This is a genomic window from Sphingobium lactosutens DS20 (genome assembly GCF_000445105.1).
In the GTDB taxonomy this organism is placed as follows: Bacteria; Pseudomonadota; Alphaproteobacteria; order Sphingomonadales; family Sphingomonadaceae; genus Sphingobium; species Sphingobium lactosutens.
This window is the reverse complement of record NZ_ATDP01000081.1, coordinates 74,731-95,985: the sequence shown is the minus strand read 5'-3', so window position 1 is coordinate 95,985 and position 21,255 is coordinate 74,731. Positions and strand designations below refer to the sequence as shown.

Annotated in this window: 17 protein-coding genes; 5 read left to right on the top strand and 12 right to left on the bottom strand. The window is 63.7% G+C overall.

Translation table 11 applies throughout. From position 1 onward, the window contains the following. Nucleotides 1-41: 41 nt before the first annotated feature. The 3 genes from RLDS_RS38235 to RLDS_RS38225 all read left to right on the top strand — a co-directional run bounded on the left by RLDS_RS38235 (nt 42) and on the right by RLDS_RS38225 (nt 3,187). Nucleotides 42-713, top strand: a complete 672-nt coding sequence (locus tag RLDS_RS38235; RefSeq protein WP_031297934.1) for a spermidine synthase — start codon at nt 42-44, stop codon at nt 711-713. 69 nt (nt 714-782) lie between these two features. Beyond that, a complete protein-coding gene (locus RLDS_RS38230; RefSeq protein ID WP_021225702.1) occupies nt 783-2,411 on the top strand; it encodes an alpha-D-glucose phosphate-specific phosphoglucomutase in 1,629 nt (542 codons plus the stop codon). Nucleotides 2,412-2,503: 92 nt separating this feature from the next. Further along, nucleotides 2,504-3,187 carry a DUF2490 domain-containing protein gene (locus RLDS_RS38225; protein ID WP_021225701.1) on the top strand — a complete coding sequence of 228 codons (684 nt, stop codon included), beginning with the start codon at nt 2,504-2,506 and terminating at the stop codon, nt 3,185-3,187. 8 nt (nt 3,188-3,195) lie between these two features. On the opposite strand, the gene RLDS_RS38220 is transcribed toward RLDS_RS38225, so the two are convergent. From RLDS_RS38220 to dnaE, 9 genes are all read right to left on the bottom strand, one after another. Next, complete coding sequence (locus tag RLDS_RS38220; RefSeq protein WP_021225700.1) at nt 3,196-3,987, bottom strand: LysR family transcriptional regulator; 792 nt, start codon at nt 3,985-3,987, stop codon at nt 3,196-3,198. Then, entirely contained in the window at nt 3,984-4,391 is a 408-nt protein-coding gene (gene apaG / locus RLDS_RS38215; protein WP_021225699.1) for a Co2+/Mg2+ efflux protein ApaG, read from the bottom strand. Before apaG ends, RLDS_RS38220 begins: the two co-directional genes overlap by 4 nt. Nucleotides 4,392-4,422: 31 nt before the next feature. Continuing rightward, on the bottom strand, nt 4,423-5,631 hold the full coding sequence (locus RLDS_RS38210; protein WP_021225698.1) for a trans-sulfuration enzyme family protein: 1,209 nt from the start codon (nt 5,629-5,631) through the stop codon (nt 4,423-4,425). Continuing rightward, entirely contained in the window at nt 5,628-6,626 is a 999-nt protein-coding gene (locus tag RLDS_RS38205) for a threonine dehydratase (protein WP_021225697.1), read from the bottom strand. The genes RLDS_RS38210 and RLDS_RS38205 overlap by 4 nt, the downstream gene beginning before the upstream one ends. Before the next feature lie 62 nt (nt 6,627-6,688). Then, entirely contained in the window at nt 6,689-7,111 is a 423-nt protein-coding gene (locus RLDS_RS38200) for a hypothetical protein (protein ID WP_236616839.1), read from the bottom strand. A gap of 81 nt (nt 7,112-7,192) precedes the next feature. Next, nucleotides 7,193-8,236 (bottom strand): 3-isopropylmalate dehydrogenase, encoded by a 1,044-nt coding sequence (leuB, locus tag RLDS_RS38195; RefSeq protein WP_021225695.1) that lies wholly within the window; start codon nt 8,234-8,236, stop codon nt 7,193-7,195. Nucleotides 8,237-8,286: 50 nt separating this feature from the next. Beyond that, nucleotides 8,287-9,021: a DNA repair protein RecO gene (gene recO, locus RLDS_RS38190; RefSeq protein ID WP_021225694.1), complete on the bottom strand. Its 735-nt coding sequence runs from the start codon at nt 9,019-9,021 to the stop codon at nt 8,287-8,289. Nucleotides 9,022-9,074: 53 nt separating this feature from the next. Beyond that, on the bottom strand, nt 9,075-10,433 hold the full coding sequence (locus RLDS_RS38185; RefSeq protein WP_021225693.1) for an NAD-dependent succinate-semialdehyde dehydrogenase: 1,359 nt from the start codon (nt 10,431-10,433) through the stop codon (nt 9,075-9,077). 302 nt (nt 10,434-10,735) lie between these two features. Then, nucleotides 10,736-14,281 (bottom strand): DNA polymerase III subunit alpha, encoded by a 3,546-nt coding sequence (gene dnaE, locus RLDS_RS38180; RefSeq protein WP_021225692.1) that lies wholly within the window; start codon nt 14,279-14,281, stop codon nt 10,736-10,738. Nucleotides 14,282-14,425: 144 nt separating this feature from the next. On the opposite strand from dnaE, the gene RLDS_RS38175 reads away from it, so the two are divergent. After that, the gene (locus tag RLDS_RS38175) at nt 14,426-16,222 is read left to right on the top strand and encodes a diguanylate cyclase (protein WP_021225691.1); all 1,797 of its coding nucleotides are present in this window, start codon (nt 14,426-14,428) and stop codon (nt 16,220-16,222) included. A gap of 17 nt (nt 16,223-16,239) precedes the next feature. Here the strand turns inward: RLDS_RS38175 and RLDS_RS38170 are convergent, their stop codons facing one another. Both RLDS_RS38170 and RLDS_RS38165 read right to left on the bottom strand, forming a co-directional pair. Continuing rightward, entirely contained in the window at nt 16,240-16,917 is a 678-nt protein-coding gene (locus tag RLDS_RS38170; RefSeq protein WP_021225690.1) for an ABC transporter ATP-binding protein, read from the bottom strand. Further along, nucleotides 16,910-18,160 (bottom strand): lipoprotein-releasing ABC transporter permease subunit, encoded by a 1,251-nt coding sequence (locus RLDS_RS38165; RefSeq protein ID WP_021225689.1) that lies wholly within the window; start codon nt 18,158-18,160, stop codon nt 16,910-16,912. The genes RLDS_RS38170 and RLDS_RS38165 overlap by 8 nt, the downstream gene beginning before the upstream one ends. A gap of 594 nt (nt 18,161-18,754) precedes the next feature. Here RLDS_RS38165 and RLDS_RS38160 point away from each other — a divergent pair. Continuing rightward, entirely contained in the window at nt 18,755-19,225 is a 471-nt protein-coding gene (locus RLDS_RS38160) for an Hsp20 family protein (protein ID WP_021225688.1), read from the top strand. A gap of 81 nt (nt 19,226-19,306) precedes the next feature. Here the strand turns inward: RLDS_RS38160 and RLDS_RS38155 are convergent, their stop codons facing one another. Beyond that, the gene (locus RLDS_RS38155) at nt 19,307-21,235 is read right to left on the bottom strand and encodes a potassium transporter Kup (RefSeq protein WP_021225687.1); all 1,929 of its coding nucleotides are present in this window, start codon (nt 21,233-21,235) and stop codon (nt 19,307-19,309) included. Nucleotides 21,236-21,255 lie beyond the last annotated feature (20 nt).

The following is a 21,255-nucleotide window of genomic DNA, read 5'->3' as shown; positions in this document are numbered from 1 at the left end:
GCCATGCGCAAGACGATTTTTTGAGCTGTTAGGACATCATGATGACGCCGCGCGAATATTTGGGCTCCGCCATCGTTCCGGGCGGGCAGGAACTGAAACTCTATCGGCGCGGCGGCGACCATATGATCGTGCTAGACCGAAACGAGCTGATGAGCAGCCGCATGAGCGGGTCGGAAAAGCAGCTTGCGCTGATGACGATCGACCGGCTGCGCGATGGGAAGGCCCCGCATCTGTTGATCGGTGGCTATGGCATGGGCTTCACCCTGCGTGCGGCGCTGGGCGCGCTGTCGGCGGACGCGCGCATCACTGTGGCCGAACTGGTGCCCGAAATCATCGAGTGGGCGCGCGGCCCGATGGCGGAGCTTGCGGCCGGATGCCTCGACGATCCGCGCGTGCATCTGGTAATTGACGATGTCGTGGCCGTAATTGCTAACGCGCAGGGCAGCTATGACGCGATCCTGCTCGATGTCGACAATGGACCCGATGGCCTCACTGCCGCCGCCAACGACCGGCTCTATGATGCAAAGGGCCTGCAAGCCGCGCGCGCGGCGCTTCGGCCAGGCGGCATTCTCGCCATATGGTCGGCAGGGTCGGATGACGCCTTCACCCGCCGCCTGCGCAGCGCCGGCTTTCGTGTCGACGAAGTCGCCGTTCGTGCCCGTGATAATGGCAAAGGGCCACGCCATGTCATCTGGTTTGCGCAAAAAGGCTGAACATGCGCCATTGCAGGACGCGGTTGGCCGCGCGAAAAGGACATATTCAATGATGCAAGGGATGCCGGCGTGATCCAGACCGTTACCACTACCCCCTTCTCCGACCAGAAACCCGGCACGTCGGGCCTGCGCAAGAAAGTGCGAGTTTTCGCCCAGCCCCATTATGCGGAAAATTTCATTCAGTCGGTGTTCGACAGCCTGGAAGGCTTTGAAGGCGACACGCTGGTTGTCGGCGGAGACGGCCGCTACCTCAACCGCGAAGTCATCCAGTCGGTACTCAAGATGGCGGCCGCCAATGGCTTTGGCCGCGTGCTCGTGGGTCAGGGCGGCATTCTTTCGACGCCTGCCGCGTCGCATCTCATCCGGTCGTCCGGGGCCTTTGGCGGCCTGATCCTGTCGGCTAGCCATAATCCGGGTGGCCCCGACGAGGATTTCGGCATCAAATATAATATCGGCAATGGCGGCCCCGCACCGGAAAAGGTGACGGACGCGATCGCCGCGCGCTCCCTCGTCATCGATCACTACACGATCGTCGATGCGGCGGACGTCGATATCGACAGCCCTGGCACCCGCCAGCTTGGCGACATGGTAGTCGAGGTGGTCGACCCCGTCGCCGCCTATGCGGACCTGATGGAAAGCCTGTTCGACTTCGGTACGATTGGGGCGATGATCGCCGGTGGTTTCACCCTGGCTTTCGATTCGATGAGCGCCGTGACCGGTCCCTATGCGACCGAGATATTCGAGCGCCGCCTAGGCGCGCCATCGGGAACCGTGATGAACGGCACGCCGCTTCCCGACTTTGGCCATCACCATCCCGATCCCAATCTCGTCCACGCCAAGGACCTCTATGATCGGCTGATGGCGGCGGACGCGCCAGATTTCGGCGCCGCGTCGGACGGCGATGGCGACCGCAACCTTATCATCGGCCGCCATTGCTATGTGACGCCCTCCGACTCCCTGGCGGTGCTGGCGGCCAATGCTCATCTCGCTCCCGGCTATGCCGGCGGACTGAAGGGCATCGCCCGGTCCATGCCGACCAGCGGCGCGGCGGACCACGTGGCGGAAAAGCTCGGCATCCCGCTGTATGAAACGCCCACGGGCTGGAAATTCTTCGGCAACCTGCTCGACGCTGGCATGGCGACGATCTGCGGTGAGGAAAGCGCAGGAACTGGATCCGACCATGTCCGGGAAAAGGACGGCATCTGGGCGGTGCTGCTGTGGCTCAACATCCTGGCTGCGCGCAAACAAAGCGTCGCTGCCATCATGGCGGATCATTGGGCGACCTATGGCCGCAATTATTACGCCCGGCATGATTATGAAGCGATCGCCAAGGACAAGGCCGACGCCCTGATGGCGGCTCTGCGGGACAAGTTGAATGCCCTTCCAGGCACCAGCAACAGCGGCGGCACAATCGGCAGCGCCGACGATTTTGCCTATAGCGATCCGACCGACCAGTCGGTCAGCCGGCACCAGGGCATCCGCATTCTGTTCGACGATGGGTCGCGCGTCGTCTTCCGCCTGTCGGGCACCGGCACGGAGGGCGCGACCCTGCGCGTCTATATCGAACGCTATGTGGGACCCGATGGCAATCTGGCCATGGAAACCGCCGATGCGTTGGCGCCTTTGATCGCCGCGGCGCAGGAGATTGCGGACATCCGCGGTTTTACCGGCATGGACAGTCCCAGCGTCATTACCTGATCGCCTGGCACAGTAAGTCACCACGCAGACATGGCCGGGAAACATCGGGGGCCTAAAGGCTGCTGCCTTGTTGCCCCCTGCCCCGGACCATCATGCACCGCCTGTTTCCATGCCTTGCCGCCGCCCTGATCCTGGTCGGTGCGCCCGCTTCCGCCGAAACGAGCCAGGACGAACAATTCTGGCTCAACCTCACCAGCATGGGATCGATCAAGGACGACCTTGTCTACTTCGCCGAAATACAGCCGCGCGTAGGCGATGGCGTATCCCGGATCGACCAGGCGCTGTTTCGCGGCGCTATCGGCTGGAAATTCTCGCCTTCGGTGACGTTCTATCAGGGCTTTGCCCATATCGCCGCGCCGGTCGAGGGCGGCAAGGACGTCAATGAGGAACGCAGCTTTCAGCAACTCAACTGGACGCTCGGCAAACCCTGGGCGGGCGAATTGTCGTCTCGCACCCGCCTTGAGCAACGCTGGCGGTCTGACGGCAATGACATGGGCTGGCGGCTGCGCGAAATGCTCCGCTATGAAAAGCCGCTTGAGCCAAACAGCGATGCGCTCAACGCGCTGGTCTATGCCGAAGGTTTCGTTGCACTGAACGACACCGACTGGGGTGCGCGCGACGGCTTCGATCAGCTACGCAGCTTCATCGGGGCGGAGGTGGGCCTGCCCGGCGCTTCCACGCTGGAGGTGGGCTATCTCAACCAGATCATCAATCAGCGCGGCGGTAATACGCGCGTCAATCATGTTGCGTCCGTAACACTGTTCTTCCGTCACTGACCAGGGGATCAGGCCGTCAAGGCCTCCACCAGCGCCTTGACCTTCTTCTGCCGCCATTGCGGCAGCGGCGCGATCAGCCAGTAAGCGAGCAGCGCCGGCGCGGCCTCCCCGACCTGGCGCACCCGCCCGGCGGCGATGTCCGCGTGGGCCAGCAATTGCGGCACGCGCGCGCGTCCAAAGCCGTTTGCCGCCGCCTCGATCGCAAGGCCGCCATCGGCGACGCGGATGACCGCCGGCCGGTCGCCAGCCGCACATCCCGGCCAATCGATCCGCAGATCAGGGCCGCCGGTGGCCGCCTCGACCGTCACATAGGCGGGTTCGCCGATCTTGACCCCTTCATGCTCGCCCGGACCATCCGCAAGCCGCAGCGCCAGGTCCAGATTGGCCTCGGTAAAATCGAGCGCGTCGTCCGCCGCGACCAGCTGAAATGTCAGGTCGGGCTGGCTCGCGGCATAAGCCGCAAGGCGCGGCTGCAACCATTTGGCGGTGATGTCGCGCGGCGCGGCGATGGTGAGCGCACTGCTCGACTGCCCGGCCTGCATCGCCCGCACCGCTTCCTCAAATTGCAGGAAGCCGGCGCGCAGGGCCTCCAGCCCGGCTTCGGTTTCCGGGGTCAGTTCCAGCCCCTTGGGCGTGCGCCGAAACAGCACGACGCCCAGCATATCCTCCAACGCGCGAATTTGCTGCCCGACCGCTGCCGGCGTCACGGCAAGTTCATCGGCGGCACGCGTGAAAGACAGATGCCGCGCGGCCGCGTCCAGAACGCGCAGGCCGTTCAACGGCAGATGCGTCCGCTTCATTCCGCGACCGCCGGGGCAATCAGCGCGAAATGCGGGATTTTCACTTCGAATATCTCGCCGTCCAGCCCGATCATGCGATAGCTGCCCTTCATCGACCCGGTCGGCGTGGCGAGCGGGCAACCGGACACATAATCATAGCTTTTGCCAGGCTGGACCACCGGTTGTTCGCCCACCACGCCGTCGCCATCGACGCTCTGCTGATTGCCGCGCCCATCGGTGATGATCCAGTGGCGGGTCAGCAACTGTACCGGGTGATCGCCCCGGTTCTCGATCCGGATATGATAGGCCCAGAACCAGCGCCCCCGGTCCGGTTCCGACTGTTCGGGCAGATAAGTGACGGCCACATGCACGCCAATATCGCGCGTCGTCGCGTGGAAGGGGAAAAGCGCAAAGCTGGTCGTCATGGCCGACAGATGCGCCCTGCCCCCGATAAGGTCAACGGCCTATCGCCCGCAGCGCCTGATCGAAATCGGCTATGACATCGTTCGGGTCTTCCAGCCCTACGTTCAGGCGCAGCATATCCTCGGTAATGCCGACTTCCAGCCGTGCTTCCTCGGCCATGCCATAATGGGTGGTCGACGCCGGATGCGTCATTAACGACCGGGAATCGCCGATATTGTTGCTGATATCGACCAGTTCCAGCGCATTGAGCAGGCCATGCGCCTCCGCGCGACCGCCACCGACATAGAGGGAGAAGATTGGCCCCGCCGCCTCCATCTGCCGCATTGCCAGCTTATGTTGGGGATGGCTTTCCAGTCCCGGATAATTGACCTTGGAAAGGCGGCCTTCCAGGAAGCGCGCCACCTTCAACGCATTCTCGCTCTGCCGCCGGATGCGCAGGTCCAGCGTCTCCAGCCCCTTGAGCACCACCCAGGCGTTGAACGCGCTCAGCGTCGGCCCGGTATTGCGATGGAAGGGCAGCAGCACCGAATCGATCCAGTCCCGCGTGCCGCAAATCGCGCCCGCCAATACGCGGCCCTGCCCGTCCATCATCTTGGTGGCGCTATAGGCCACGACATCGGCGCCATATTCCATGGGGCGCTGCAAGGCGGGCGAGGCAAAGGCGTTGTCGACAACGGTCGTGATCCCGCGCGCCTTGGCGATGGCGCACACCGCTGCGATATCCACCACGTCCATCGTCGGATTGGCCGGCGTTTCGAAGAAAAACACCTTGGTATTGGGCTTGATCGCTGCCTCCCAGGCAGCGGTATCGCGTCCGTCGATCGTCGTCGTCGCGATGCCGAATTTGGGCAGGAGCGTATCGACCAGCCAGCGGCAGGAGCCGAACGCCGCCTTGGCCGCAACGACATGATCGCCCGCTGAAAGCTGGCACAGCAAGGCGGCGGTCATGGCGGCCATGCCCGTGGCTGTGGCGCGACAGGCCTCCGCCCCTTCCAGCAGGGCAATGCGCTGTTCCAGCATCTCGACCGTGGGGTTCTGAAGCCGGCTGTAGGTCATGCCCGTCTGCTCGCCGGCAAAACGCGCGGCGGCGTCTTCCGCCCGGTCATAGCAATAGCCACTCGTTAGAAAGAGCGCCTCGGACGTTTCGCCATATTCGCTGCGCGCGGTTCCCCCCCGAACTGCGAGCGTCGCCGGTTTCCAGTTCCTCGTGATATCGGGATTCTGTCCGCTCTTCCGCTTCATATCGCCCTTCGCATATCCTGCTGAACGCGCGGCGTGCCGCCGCCCAATATTTCGGCCATCTGGCTTCTGTCGCCATTACCGCCCGACAGGATTACCGCAACCGTCTTGCCGCGCATTCGCTCCTTTTCCTGGATCAGCGCCGCCAGCGCCACCGCGCCCGCCCCTTCGGCCAGATTATGCGTATCTTCCCAATAAATGCGGATCGCGGCGGCGACCTCATCATCGCTTACCGCCACGAACCGGTCGGCGCGCGGCCCGAAATAGTCGAGCGCTTCCTGTACCGGTGTGCATACGGCGACGCCGTCGGCGAAGGTATGGGCGCTGGGGCTGGCCAGCAGCTTTCCGGCCTCGAACGATCGCTTGGCGGCGTCTACATGGGCCGATACGACGCCCACGACCTTGGTGTCCAGACCCAGCGCGTCACGCGCCGCGATCGTCCCGCAGAGGCCCGATCCGCAACCCACGGGCACATAGACGGTGTCGATGTCGGGCACCGCATCGAACAACTCCAGCCCGTAACTCGCGACCCCACGCACCAATTCGCCATGAAAGGCAGGCACCATATAGAGCCCTTTATCCTGCGCGAGGCGCAATGCCTCTGCCTTGGCGCTGTCGAAATCATGGCCATGTTCGATCAGTGTGGCGCCCAGTCCGCGCATCGCGGCATTTTTCTCCAGCGCATTGCCGTGCGGCACGACGATCGTGACGGACAACCCAGCCGCCCGGGCCGCGCGAACCTGCGCCTGCCCGTGATTGCCCCGCGTCGCGGTGATGATGCCGGTAACGTCAGGATGCATACGCCGCAGCCAGTCGATATAGGGAATGGCACCGCGCACCTTGAACGCGCCAGTGGGCGTGTGGTTCTCATGCTTGACCCAGACATCACACCCGGTCCGTGCCGCCAGCAGCGGCCAGGCATATTGCGGCGTCGGGGGCACCTGTGCATGGACCATGGCGGCGGCGGCGCGAAGCGAAGGGAGCGAAAGGTCGGTCATCCTTGCACTTCTAGGCTGCCGACATTTGGCGGCATAGGACCGATGCGCGCCGATTGGCCCCGTCAGGCCGCGATGCGAGTCTGTGGCGTCATCAGCGGGTGAAGATGCTGCTCCTCCCACGCCATCCGTTCGCGCAAGCCATCCTGCAAGCCCAATACCGCAGTCCGATAGCCTACCCAATCCGCCTCGATCTGCGCTGGCGTCCATATCTTGATATGATCGCTGTAGCGCAGAAACAGGGCCACGATCGCGCGGCCATGCTCGCGCAGCACCTGGGCTGCCTCTGGGGACAAAAGCCCTTTACGCAATTGCTGCACCATTCTGTCCTCGCGCGCCATATGCTCACGAAAAGCTTGGGAAAAGGCTATCCGCCGCTGCGTGACCTCCGGCATATCCTCCGGCCCCGCGCTCCGCATCATCAGCGCGAAATCCTGCATCATCCGGCGCAGACCATCATGATCGTGCCGTAAATCCGTCATCATCATCTTCGACCCCATTTTATCCTTAAATCGGATTGGGACCGGAAAACTTAAGCGCGCAGGTTGCTTTTGCGACGGATCGAGCCGTCACAACGCAGCCAGCACTGCGTCCCCCATCTCCACCGTCGTCATTGTCCCGCCCAGATCCACCGACCGGGCGCCATTGCGCAGCGCCTGCGCCACAGCCGCCTCGATCCGATCCGCCTGTTCAGGCAGGTTCAGCGAGTAACGCAGCATCATTGCGGCAGACAGGATCGTCGCCAGCGGATTGGCCTTGCCGCTGCCGACAATGTCGGGCGCGGACCCGTGGATGGGTTCATAGAGGCCCTGCCCGCTGCCATTCAGCGTGGCCGATGCCAGCATCCCGATCGACCCGACACACATGCTGGCCTGATCCGACAATATGTCGCCGAACAGGTTGCCGGTCACGATCACGTCGAACTGACCGGGATTGCGCACCAGCTGCATCGCGGCATTGTCGACATACATATGGCTGAGCGCCACGTCGGGATAGTCGGCCGAAACCTCGATCACCACGTCGCGCCACAATTGGCTTGTTTCCAGCACATTGGCCTTGTCCACCGAACAGAGCTTGCCGCGACGGGCGCGCGCGGCCTGGAAACCGGCATGGGCGATGCGCCGGACCTCCGCTTCATTGTACGACATGATGTCATAGCCTTCACGGTGCCCCTCCGCGGTCGTGCGGAAGCCTTTTTCACCGAAATACACGTCGCCATTGGTTTCCCGCACGATGAGCAGGTCGATCGAGCCAGCCACGTCGGGTTTCAGCGCGCTCTCATGCGCCAGTTCGGGAAAAACCTTTGCAGGGCGCAGGTTGGAGAACAGGCCCAGTTCCTTGCGCAGGCCAAGGATCGCCTGTTCGGGCCGCAAATGCCGCTCCAGCGCGTCACAGTCCGGGTCGCCCACCGCGCCGAACAGGATGGCGTCGGCGCGCTTGGCAATGTCCAGCGTTTCGGGCGGCAGCGGATGGCCCACCGCCTTGTAGGCGGCGCCGCCGACCAGCCCGTCCTCATATGTCAGCCCGTCGATCGCCAACGCATCGAGCACGCGCTTTGCCTGTTCGACGATTTCGGGTCCGATGCCGTCTCCGGGGAACAGGGCGATCAACATGGCGAAAACTCCTTATCTTGCGTGGCAGCGCCTTATGGAGACAGGAGGTTTCAGGCAACCGCCCTTTTCAGTCGCTCGACCAGTCTTTCGCGTGCCGCCAGCACGTCAGCGCGGCGGTCGGTCAGCACCGATCGCTCCAGAAAAAAGCCCGTGAGGCGCAGGCCATCCATGATCTCCGCCCATTCCCCTGTGCCGCCGGCAACAAGGAAGGGCGGCAGCGGCAGCAGGCGCTGTTCATAGCCCGATGCGCCCGCCCGGCTGACCGCCGCCGCGCTGCGCGGACTGACATAGGCCAGGTCATCGACATCACCGAGTGCGGCGCAGCGGCTCAGGTCGAGGCCAAAGCCCAGTTCCGCGAGCAGCAGCAATTCGTAGCGCACCAGCGCCACGGCCCAGCCGCGTGCCGCCGGCGCCGCCTCCACCGCGTCGAGCAGGCCGGCGAGCGCCTGATGCAGCGCCGGATAGGGCGTCGCTTCGGGCAGGGCGGCGGCGGTCAGCGCGCAGCCCCAGTCGATGGCGGCGGCGGGCAGAGGTTCGGCGAGCAGGGGCGCGCGGCTGTGTGCCAGTTCGACCGTCAGCCCTGCCAGCTGATCCTCCGTCCGCGCCCGGAAATCCGCCTTTACCACATTGCCCGGCAGCAGCACCGGCCGCATCGCCCGCGACCGGCCACCGCGCACATAGCCCGCCGTCAGCCCATGATCGGGCGTCAGCAGCCGGGCGATCGCCCCATGTTCGCCATGGGCGCGCACGGCGCAGACGATGGCGAAGGTGGAGAGGTGCGGCATGGGGCCAGTCTCTACTCCTTGATGCCCATGCTCTCAACGATGATGGGTTCAGCCTATTTGCGATAGACGCTCTTCAAATTCATGAATTCGTGCAGGCCGAATGGCCCCAGCTCACGGCCATGACCGGACTTTTTGACGCCACCGAAGGGAGCTTCGGGCGCGGAGGCCAGCATCTGGTTCACCGCGGTCATGCCCGCCTGCACGTCGCGGACGAAGCGTTCTTCTTCCTCGGGCTCCTCAGTCCACACCGACGATCCCAGGCCGAAGGGGATGGCATTGGCGATGGCGATGGCGTCGTCCATGTCCTTCGCCTTGAACAGCATCGCGATCGGCCCGAAAATTTCCTCACCCATCAGCGCAGGATCGACCGGCACGTCGGTCAGGATGCCCGCCCGCATATAGGCACCCGGCCCTGCCATGCTTTCCCCGCCGATCAGCGTCGCGCCGGCAGCTATCATCTTGTCGATCTGGTCCAACACGGTCTGTCGTTGCTCTGCGCTGGAAAGCGGCCCCATGTCGCTATCCTCCGCGAAGGGATCGCCCGGCTTCACCGCGGCCATGGCGGCGGCATAGCGCTCCAGAAATTCGTCATAGATATCGGCATGGACGATCATCCGCTTGCCGCAAATGCAGGACTGGCCCGTATTCTGAATGCGGGCGGTCACGGCCTGCTCGACCGCCGCGTCCAGATCGGCCGAAGGCATGACGATGAACGGGTCGGACCCGCCCAGTTCCAGCACGACCTTCTTGAGCGCCTTGCCTGCCTGCTCGGCCACGGCGCGGCCCGCCCCCTCGCTGCCGGTCAGGGTGACGGCGGCGACCCGGTCGTCGGCGATGATGTCCGCAACCGCGTCCGAACGAAGGGGCAAGTTCTGGAACAGCCCGTCAGGTGCGCCGGCCACGCCCATCATATCCTGCATCAGCGCGGCGACGCCCTGCACATTGCTGGCATGTTTAAGCAGCCCGACATTGCCCGCCAGGATGCAAGGCGCCAAGAAGCGGACCACCTGCCAATAGGGGAAATTCCAGGGCATCACCGCCAGCACCGGCCCGATGGGCAGCCAGACCAGATCGGCCTTGCCGCCCGAGGCCAGCGCGATGCTGCCGCCTTCCAGCATCGCCGGCCCCTCCTTGGCATAATGGCGGAAGGCGGCGACGCATTTGTCGACCTCCGCCAGCGCCGATTTGAGCGTCTTGCCCATTTCCAGCGTCGCCATGCGGGCAAGCTGTTCGCGATGGTCGTGATAGGCGTCGGCCAGCGCGGATAGCAGCGTGGTCCGCTCCGCGATCGGCGTTTCTCGCCAAATCCCAAAGCTCGCCTCCGCCCGGTCGAGCGCGGTGTCGATCTGCGCCTTCGTCATCTCCTGGTGGGTGGCGATTTCCTCTCCGGTGGCGGGATTGATGCTCTTCATGCGTGGCTCCGGATATTGTGATTCGCGATAGCGCGGGAACGTCGATACCCGCGCGAGATCACAACGAAATCGCCGGAGCGAAGTTCACAGTGTCGTCGGCCCTTTTTCGGCCCGAAGCGACCAGGACGCGACCGCGAAGCGACCGCAAGGCGACACCTCGCGCAGGATGCACTTGCGGCCAGTAGGGCAACCGGCGGGCAATGGCGCGGACGGACAAATAGGTCATCCGCCAGGGTAGATCAGAAGAAATCCTACATTGGAAGAGCATGGGCAGCGACGCCTGGGCGCACCGCCGCAGTCTGCTATCCCACCAGCCGCATGCCCGACCGGCGCGTGCGCGTGCGGTAGCCGTCGGCCTTCACGTCCATCCGCTCGAATTTGTGGATAGTCAGCCCCTTGATGGTTGCGATCGCGTCCACCTGATCGGCGCCCAGGCTATATCCATCACCCAGAAACACCCGCGCCGCCTGCCCGTCGCTTAATCGCGCGCGCAGGAAGACTTCGCTGCGGCCCCCGCCCGCGCCGGCCAATAGCGCCGCCAGCGCCTCGACCGCTTCGGCGCTTTCCACATCGACCGTCAATTCCATGCGCGACGCGCTGGCGATCGCGCGGAAGGGTTCGACGCTGCGCACGGTAACGCGCGGCGTTTCCTCGCCCGGCAGGCGGTCCAGTTCGACGATCAGCAGCGCGCAGTCGCCATCGCGCGCCAGTTCCTCGATCGCCTTGCAGCCATCCTCGTCGAAACAGCTGGCCTGGAACTGGCCGCTCTGGTCGGAGAAGGTGGCGCTGGCGTAGCGCGCGCCGCGCTTTGTCTCGCGCCAGCGCACATCCTCCACCATCGCCGCCATGATCGTCATCGCCCGCGCTTCGGCATTGGGCGCAGGCATGGGCGACTGGCAGATGAGGCCATAGCTGCGTGCGCCGCGCGCGTCGGCCAGATGCTTGTAGCGATCCACCGGATGCGCGGAGAAATAGAAGCCGAACGCTTCCTTTTCCTGCGCCATGCGGTCCGCCACCGTCCAGGCCTGATGCGGGGGGATGCGCACATCGGCATGGGGCGTTTCCACGTCGCCAAACAGGCCGCCCTGCCCGCTTTCGCGCGCGGCGGCGTTGCTGGCAGCGACGGACAGGATCGTCTCCGCCGCCGCATGGACCCCCGCGCGGTCGGCGTGGATGCCATCGAACGCGCCCGCCGCCGCCAGACTTTCGAGTTGGCGCCGGTTGAGCAGGCGCGGCTCGATCCGGTCCGCAAAATCGTCCAGGCTGTTGAAGGCGCCGCCCTTGTTGCGCTCCTCGACCAGCTGTTCCATCGCCTTTTCGCCCACGCCCTTGAGGCCGCCCAGCGCATAGCGCACGGCAAAGCCCAATCGCGCGTCTTCGCCCTCATAAGCAATGGGCTCGACGGTGAAATCCGCTTCGCTGCGATTGATGTCGGGGGGCAGGCATGTCAGGCCCATGCGCCGCATATCGTCGACGAACACCGTCAGCTTTTCCGTGAGGTGAATGTCGAACGCCATCGACCCGGCATAGAATTCGGCCGGGTAATGCGCCTTGAGCCACGCCGTCTGATAGGCGAGCAGCGCATAGGCGGCGGCGTGGGACTTGTTGAAGCCATAGCCGGCAAATTTGTCGATCAAGTCGAACAGCTCATTCGCCTTGGCCACCGGAATATCGCTTTTGGCGGCGCAGCCTTCGACGAAGCGGGAACGCTGCGCGTCCATTTCCGCCTTCACCTTCTTGCCCATCGCGCGACGCAGCAGGTCGGCGTCCCCCAGGCTGTAGCCCGCCAGGATCTGCGCGGCCTGCATCACCTGTTCCTGGTAGACGAAGATGCCATAGGTTTCTTCGAGGATCGGCTTCAGGAGAATATGGGGATATTCAATATCTTCCTGGCCGTTCTTGCGACGGCCGAACATCGGGATATTGTCCATCGGGCCGGGACGATAGAGCGACACCAGCGCGATGATGTCGCCGAAATTGGTCGGGCGCACGGCGGCAAGCGTCTTGCGCATCCCTTCCGATTCCAGCTGGAACACGCCGACCGTGTCGCCGCGCTGGAGCAGGTCATAGACCGCCATGTCATCCCAGGCGAGTGTATCGAGGTCCACCGTGACGCCGCGCGCGGCGAGCAATTGCACAGCCTTTTGCAACACGGACAGCGTTTTCAGACCCAGAAAGTCGAACTTCACCAGCCCGGCGCCCTCGACATATTTCATGTCGAATTGCGTCACCGGCATGTCGGAGCGCGGGTCGCGATAAAGCGGCACCAGTTGGCTCAACGGCCGGTCGCCAATCACCACGCCCGCCGCGTGGGTGGAACTGTGGCGCGGGAAGCCCTCCAGCTTCATCGCATAGTCGATCAGGCGCTTGACCTGATTGTCATTGTCATATTCGGCCTTGAACTCGCTGACGCCATTCAGGGACCGTTCCAGCGTCCAGGGGTCGGTCGGGTGATTGGGCACCAGCTTGGCGAGGCGGTCGACCTGGCCATAGCTCATCTGGAGCACGCGGCCGGTGTCTTTGAGCACCGCGCGCGCCTTGAGCTTCCCGAAGGTGATGATCTGCGCCACATGATCCGCGCCATATTTCTGCTGGACGTAACGGATGACCTCACCGCGTCGGGTTTCGCAAAAGTCGATGTCGAAGTCGGGCATCGACACGCGTTCGGGGTTGAGGAAGCGTTCGAACAGCAAGCCCAGTTGCAAGGGATCAAGATCGGTGATGGTGAGCGCCCAGGCGACGAGCGAGCCCGCGCCCGATCCGCGCCCCGGCCCCACGGGAATATCCTGATCCTTGGCCCATTTGATGAAATCGGCCACGATCAGGAAATAGCCGGGGAAGCCCATCTGGATGATGATGTCGGTTTCGAATTGCAGCCGTTCATAATAGGGCCGCCGCATCTCCTCACCCAGGATGCCGGCCTTTTCCAGCCGCGCTTCCAGCCCCGCCGCCGCCTGATCTCGCAGCATCGCGGCCTCCCCCTCGATATCGCCGGCCAGGCTGGGGAGAATGGGCTTGCGCTTGGGGGCGGCCACGGCGCAGCGTTGCGCGACGACGAGGGTGTTGGCCAGCGCTTCGGGCAGGTCGTCAAACAGGCGCCGCATCTCCGCCGCCGGCTTCATCCAAGCGTCGGGCGAGCTTCTGCGACGGTCGGCCGTGTCCACATAGGCGCTATCAGCGATGCACAGCATGACATCATGGGCTTCGTGGAAATGCGGTTCGGTAAAGCAGGTGGGATTCGTCGCTACCAGGGGCAGGCCGCGATCATAGGCCAGGTCGAGCAGCGCGCCTTCCGCCTTGCCCTCCACCGGGTCGAGGCGACGGCAGATTTCGACGTAGAGCCTGTCGGGGAACAGCGCCTCCAGCCGCTCGGCATAGGCCAAAGCGGCCTCGGGCTGATCCTCCGCGAACAGCCGCGCCAACGCGCCCTCGCCGCCCGCCGTCAGGGCGATGACGCCATCGGTGCGCCCCTCCAGCGCATCGAGCGTCACATGGGGCACTTCCTCCACCGGGCGATCGAGATGCGCCATCGACACGAGCGCGCAGATATTGTCGTAACCGCGCGCATCCTGCGCATAAAGCGCGATCCAGTCATGGACTTGCGCCGCATTGGCGGGCCGGCCGGGACGCAGCACGCCCAGCATCGCGCCGATGATCGGCTGCACGCCTTCCCCTTTGCAGGCGTCGGAAAAGGCCATGGAGCCGTACAGGCCGTTGCGGTCGGTGATCGCCGCCGCCGGAAAGCCGAGCGCTCGTGCCTGCTTGGCGATCTTCTTGGGATCTATCGCCCCTTCCAGCATGGTGAAGGAGGAAAAGACGCGAAGCGGGACGAAAGCGGCATGGGACATGACGGCACCTTAGGCGGCGCGCATGAGTCGACGCCAGCCCCTGCGGCGCGAAAGCTGTGGACGAAAGCGCATGCGGGCCGCACTTTCGTCCAATCTGCCGTCATGCTTAATCAATCGCCAACTTCTGACCGGTAGATTGCTGCCATGCGGCTTTCCACCATCACCAACTGGGCCTATGGCGCTACCGTCGCGCTGACACTCGTGTCCGGCGCGACAATGCTGCGCGCCTCGTCCGTCGAGGAGCAGGAGCGCGCCGCCGTCAGCCAGCGCGCGACCTTCGACCAGCTTACCGCCACGCTGGAGGAGGATGTCTATCGCCTGAGCGAGCAGGCGCGCGGCTTCGTCGTCACCGGCAACCCCAGCCATTTGATCGCCTATCGCCGCGAACGGGCAGGATTGCGATCGGTCGAGGAACGGATTGCGCATCTGAAGGACGCCGGCGCGAATTATGCCGAGCTTCAGGCATTGCGGCAGGGCATCCATTGGGCGGACGCGCTGATGGAGGAGCAGGAAGCAGCGCTGAAGGCCGCGCAAAGCGGCGACGCGCAATCCGCGCGGGCCATCCTGTTCGGCGACGAATATGGGCGGGAAATGGACCGGGTCGCCGCGCAGATTGACCGCTTTCAATATATGCTGGATCAACGTACCGATCAGGCGGTGGCGCGCGCGACCGAAAGCGCGCGGCTGTGGCGCACCATGTCGGAAATCATGCTGGGCGTTACCGCGCTGCTGTTCCTGTGCGTCCTCTATTTCATCCTCAAACAGCGCATTCTTCGCCCGGTGGTGCGATTGAGCGATGTCGTCACGCGGCTCGCGGCGCAGGATTATGATGCGGTCCCGCCCGACATGGCGCATGTCGACGAGATTGGCGATATGGCGCAGGCGATCCGCATCTTCCGGGAGAACGGGCTGGAACGCCAAAGGCTGGAGCGTGAGCGGGACGTGGATCACCGGATGCGCGACCTGTTGTCGCGCCTGACGCAGCGGTTGCAGGGATGCGACGATACCGCCGATCTGGTGGGCGTGGTGCGCCGCTTCGTGCCGGAAATCACGCCTGATTTTCCAGGCAGGCTGTATATCTATGACGCCCATCGCAATGCGATGGCGCAGGCGTGCCAATGGCTGGACCCCGCCCATTCGCTGACGGAATTCGCGCCATCGGCCTGCTGGGCCTTGCGCCGGGGCCAGACCCATCGGCCCATCGGGGAAATGGTGGACATTCCCTGTGAGCATCTGGGCGCGCGGGACACGCTCCAGACGATCTGCATTCCGCTCACGGCGCAGGGCGAGAGCATCGGCCTGCTCTACTTCGAGGAGCCGGCGGGCGCGAGCCAGGCGCATCTGGAGCGCAGCGGCACCTATCTGGAGATGCTGGCGGAAAATATCGGCCTGGCCCTGTCTAACCTGCGGCTTCGTGACGTGCTGCGCGACATGGCGATGGTCGATCCGCTGACCGGCCTGCCCAATCGCCGCCAGTTCGACATGCTGTTCACCAGACTGGCACAGGAGGCCGAGCGCAACGCCACGCCGCTGTCTTGCCTGATGATCGACATCGACCATTTCAAGCGGTTCAACGACAATCATGGGCATGATGCCGGCGATGCGATTTTGCGCGCGGTCGGTGGCTTGCTGAATGAATCGCTGCGGGAAGACGGCCACGCCTTTCGCCTGGGAGGCGAGGAATTTGTGGTCCTCATGCCCGGTTTCTCGCTGGATCAGGCGATGGCGCGCGCGGCGCAGATACAGCAGCGACTCCAATCCTTGCGGGTCCAGCATGACGGCAAGCCATTGGGACCCGTGACCGCCAGCTTCGGCCTGTCCGCCTTCCCCGATCATGGCCGCGCCGACCGGCTGATCCAGACGGCGGACGCCGCGCTGTTGCGCGCCAAGGCGGAAGGGCGCGACCGGGTACTGGTGGCGGTGGTGCGGGACGCAGCCTGACCCCCGATTCCGCTGCGTCAGGCCGTTTGCAAGCGCCCTTCGTGCAGGCGCACCACCCGGTCCATCTTCTGCGCCAGCCGCTCATTATGCGTGGCGACCAGCGCGGCGGAGCCTTCGCCCCTGACCAGCCGCAGAAATTCTGCGAGCACCACGTCCGCCGTCCGCTCGTCCAGATTGCCTGTCGGTTCGTCGGCCAGCACGAGCGCCGGCCGGTTGGCGAGTGCGCGGGCCACGGCGACACGCTGCTGCTCCCCACCCGACAATTGGCTGGGGCGATGGTCCAGCCTGTGGCCAAGCCCCAGCGACGTCAGCAGGGATTCCGCGCGCGACTGAGCCGTCGCCATGTCCGCATCACGAATGACCTGCGGCAACACGACATTTTCGGTCGCGTTGAAATCGGGCAGGAGATGATGGAATTGATAGACGAAGCCCAAAGCATCGCGGCGCAGCCGGGTGCGTCCGTCATTGTCCAGTTTCGCCGCTTCCTCGCCAGCGATGCGGATCGACCCTTCAAATCCGCCCTCCAGCAGACCGACCGCCTGCAAGAGCGTCGATTTGCCCGATCCCGATGGACCGAGCAGCGCGACGATCTCGCCCTCGCCCACGCGCAGGTCGACCCCGCGCAGCACGTCGATCGTCACGCCGCCCTGCGTGAAGCTGCGCGCGAGGCCCGTGACTTTCAGAACATCATTCATAGCGCAGCACCTGGACCGGATCGGTATTGGCAGCCTTGAAGGCCGGATAGAGGGTGGCAAGGAAGCTGAACAGCAGCGCCATGACGCATATCACCGCGATTTCGACCGGGTCGGGCTGAGACGGCAATTCGGTCAGGAAGCGGATCGAGGGGTCCCACAAATTCTGACCGGTCACGAACTGGATGGCATTGACCACATTCTGCCGGAAAAAGAGGAAGGTGAAGCCCAAGATCATGCCCGCCACCATGCCAAGCGTGCCGATGGTGACCCCGACCGTCATGAATATCTTGACCAGTCCCGCCCTGCTTGCCCCCATGGTGCGCAGGATCGCGATGTCGCGGGTCTTTGCGCGCACCAGCATGATGAGCGAGGACAGGATGTTGAACACGGCGACGAGCACGATGATCGACAGGACGACGAACATCGCCACCCGTTCGACCGCCAGCGCCTCAAACAGGGATGCGTTCATCTGCCGCCAGTCGGTGATGACCGCCCGGCCGGCGACCTTGGCGGCCAGCGGCTCCAAAATCTGGCCGACACGGTCGGGATTGACCGTCTCCACCTCTATCATGCCAACGACGTCGCCCAACAGGAGGAGCGTCTGCGCATCCTCCACCGGCATGACAACCATCGCCTTGTCATAATCATAGATGCCGACTTCGAAGATCGCCGACACCTGATAGGATATTTGCCGCGGGACGGTTCCAAATGGGGTCGACCGGCCTGCGGGATTGATGATCGTCAGACTGTCGCCCAGTTGCACGCCCAGATTTTCGGCAAGCCGTGAGCCGATGCCGACCTTCCCTGCGCCCGGCGTCAGGCTGTCCAGGCTGCCGGCAAGCACCTTGCCCTTCAGCGTCTTGTTCGCGCGAATGTCAGGCACCGTCATGCCGCGCACCAGAATTGCCTCGACACGGCCGTTGAACGTCGCCAGCAAGGGCTGCTCGATCATGGGCGTGGCGCTGGTGACGCCCGGCGTCGCCTTTGCCTGCTTGAGGATGGACTGCCAGTCGGGCAGGCGTCCGCCATAGCCCTGCACCACCGCATGGCCGTTCAAACCGACAATCTTGTCGAACAGCTCCGCGCGAAAGCCGTTCATCACGCTCATGACGATGATGAGCGCCGCGACACCCAGCATCACGGCGACCAGGCTGATGCCAGCGACCAGGAAGATGAAGCCTTCACCCTTGCCCGGCAGCAAATAGCGCTTGGCGATCATGCGTTCGTAACGGGACAGAATCATGTGGCGCGAATGGCCCTTGTCATGGAGATTTGGAACAGGCTCTAGGACCGGCCGGCACCCACGGCAAGCATTGCCGGATTGTTGCATCGTCGCAACAGGGTCGCAGCGAAAATCACAACATCCCGATTTTGCCCGTGACTCGCTGCGTCCGTAAGCATAGCAAGACAATCGAAGCACAGGTGAAAGGCCGTGGTTCAGGGATACTGCTTCCCGCTTCGAGCTTAGGGGGCTAAGAAGTGGTTGAGGCAGGCCAAGGGGGAGACGAGCAATCGTCCATTAAGCACCCGGATCATGAAAGCATGATCCGGGTGCTTTTTCTTTGGCCACATAGCGATCAGGCATCTGCGTCTTCACGTCTGCTTGCTGCGGCACAGCCAATATTGATCTCGGCCACGTGATATGTCTGTACCGGGCGACAATCGTTCGACAGAGGCGTGGGCGTCACCAGGAAATTTCGGGCGCCATCGGCCCTCTTGAAAGCCCTATTCGTCAAACCATATTCATGTCGTCCGGTCGCCGCATGGGACCGGGCTCAGTATCGCCGAACGCCAGTTTAACGGGTTCGGCATGGTTCATTTTGCTCTTTAGGAGATTATGACGATGCGTGCTTTTGACTTGACCCCCTATCGCCGCTCGACCGTGGGCTTCGATCGTCTGTTCGACCTGATCGAAAACAACGCCCGGTTGCAGCAGAGCGACAATTATCCGCCCTTCAATATTGAGCGCCTGTCGGAGGATCGGTATCGCGTGACCCTGGCCGTCGCGGGTTTCCGCCCCGACGAGATCGATATCACCGCGCAGCAGAATCTGTTGCAGGTGATTGGTCGCAAGGATGACTCCGCAGCGGATCGTTCCAAATTCCTGCATGTCGGCATTGCCAATCGCAGCTTCGAACGCCGGTTCGAGCTGGCAGATTTCGTACGTGTCGAAAAGGCCGATCTGGCCGACGGCCTGCTGGTGATCGAACTGGTGCGCGAAGTGCCCGAAGCGATGAAGCCCAAGAAGATCGCCATCAACGGCGGTCAACTGGTCGACATCAACGCGCAGGATCGCGACGCCGCCTGATCGGCGGATCATCGAAGATGATTGGGGCGCGGCCGTGAAGGTCGCGCCCTTTTTGATGGCCGGTTAGTGTAAAACGCGGGCCTAGATTTCGACCTGGCTGCCCAGTTCGACGACGCGGTTCGTGGGCAAGCGGAAAAACTCCATCGCGCTTTCCGCGTTGCGCAGCATCCAGGCGAAAATCTTTTCCCGCCAGAGCGGCATACCCGGCTTGGCCGATGGAAGCAGCGTCTGCCGCGCCAGGAAGAAGCTGGTGTCCATCATCTTGAACGCCTGCCCGCAGCCCGTGACATTCTTGAGCGCGGCAGGCACGTCGGGCTCCTGCATGAAGCCATATTGAAGCACGAGGCGGAAGAAGCCCCGGCCCAGATCCTCCAATTTGGCGCGCCCTTCATCCTCGACGACGGGCACGTCCTTGATCTTAACCGTCAGCAGGATGACCCGCTCATGCAGTACCTTGTTATGCTTCAGATTATGCAGCAGCGCATGCGGCACGCCGTCGGGCGTGGACGTCATGAACACGGCCGTGCCGGGCACGCGCACCGCGCTGTTGGCGGCTGACGCAACAAAGACCGGGATCGGCATGGCGGCTTCGCGCAACCGGTCCTGCACCAGTCTGCGCCCGCGCGACCAGGTGGTGAGCAGGGTGAAGACGATGAAGCCGATCAGCAGCGGGAACCACCCGCCGTCGGGCACCTTGGTCAGGTTCGCCGCCAGATAGGCGCCGTCGACCAGGAAGAAGACCGCCAGCAATGGCGCGGCATAATACCATTTCCAATGCCACAGGCGATAGAGCAGCACGGTGAGCAGCAGATTGTCGATGAACATCGCGCCCGTCACCGCGATGCCATAGGCCGCGGTCAGGTTGGACGAGGTGCGGAACACCAGCACCAGCAGGATGACCATCGTCATCAGGCCCCAGTTGATCAGGGGAATATAGATTTGCCCGGCCGCCGAAGCGCTGGTGTGCGAAATGCGCAGGCGCGGCATGAAGCCCAGCTGGATCGCCTGCTGCGTCACGGAAAATGCGCCCGATATGACCGCCTGCGACGCGATGATCGCCGCCATGGTGGCCAGGATGACCAGCGGCAACTGCCCCCATTGCGGGGCAAGATTGTAGAAGGGGCTGTCGAGGGCCGGCGCGCCTTCGCGGAACAGCAGGGCGCCCTGCCCCATATAGTTGAGCATCAACGCCGGCAGGACGAAGGCCAGCCACGACACGCGGATCGGGCTGCGGCCAAAATGCCCCATATCGGCGTAAAGCGCCTCCGCGCCGGTTACGGCCAGCACGACGGACCCCAGCGCCAGGAACGCAGGCAGCGGATCGGTGACGAAGAACATGAACGCCCAATAGGGGTTGAGCGCGAACAGGATGCCGGGGGTCTGAAAGATCGAAATCAGCCCCAATGTCGCGATCGTCACGAAATAGGCGAGCATGATCGGCCCGAACAGGGACGCCACCTTGTTGGTGCCAAGCCCCTGGATCCAGAACAGGCCGAGCAGGATCAGGATCGCCACCGGCAGGATCATGGGGGCCAGATTGGGGTTATAGACTGCAATACCCTCGACCGCCGACAGCACCGACACCGCGGGCGTAATCATCGAGTCGCCGTAGAACAGCGCCGTGGCGAACACGCCCAGCAGCACGATGCCGCGCGACCAGCGCTGGGTCTTCGTCTGGCCGTTGATGAGCGCGAGCAGCGCCAGGCTGCCGCCTTCGCCCTTATTGTCCGCCCGCATGATGATGCTGACATATTTGAGCGTCACCACCAGCATCATCGACCAGAACATCAGGCTGATGACGCCCAATATGTGATCGGGGTCGAGATCGAGATGATGATGGCCGGCGAAGGTTTCCCGGAACGCATAGAGCGGGCTGGTGCCGATGTCGCCGAACACGATGCCGATCGCACCGACGACCAGCTTCAGCGTAGCCTTCTGTCGCACATGGCCGTGACCGCCCTCTCCCTCGTCAGGCGACGAAGGAGCGGTATTGGGAAGAAGATCAGCCATGAATGATATGCCGAATGGTC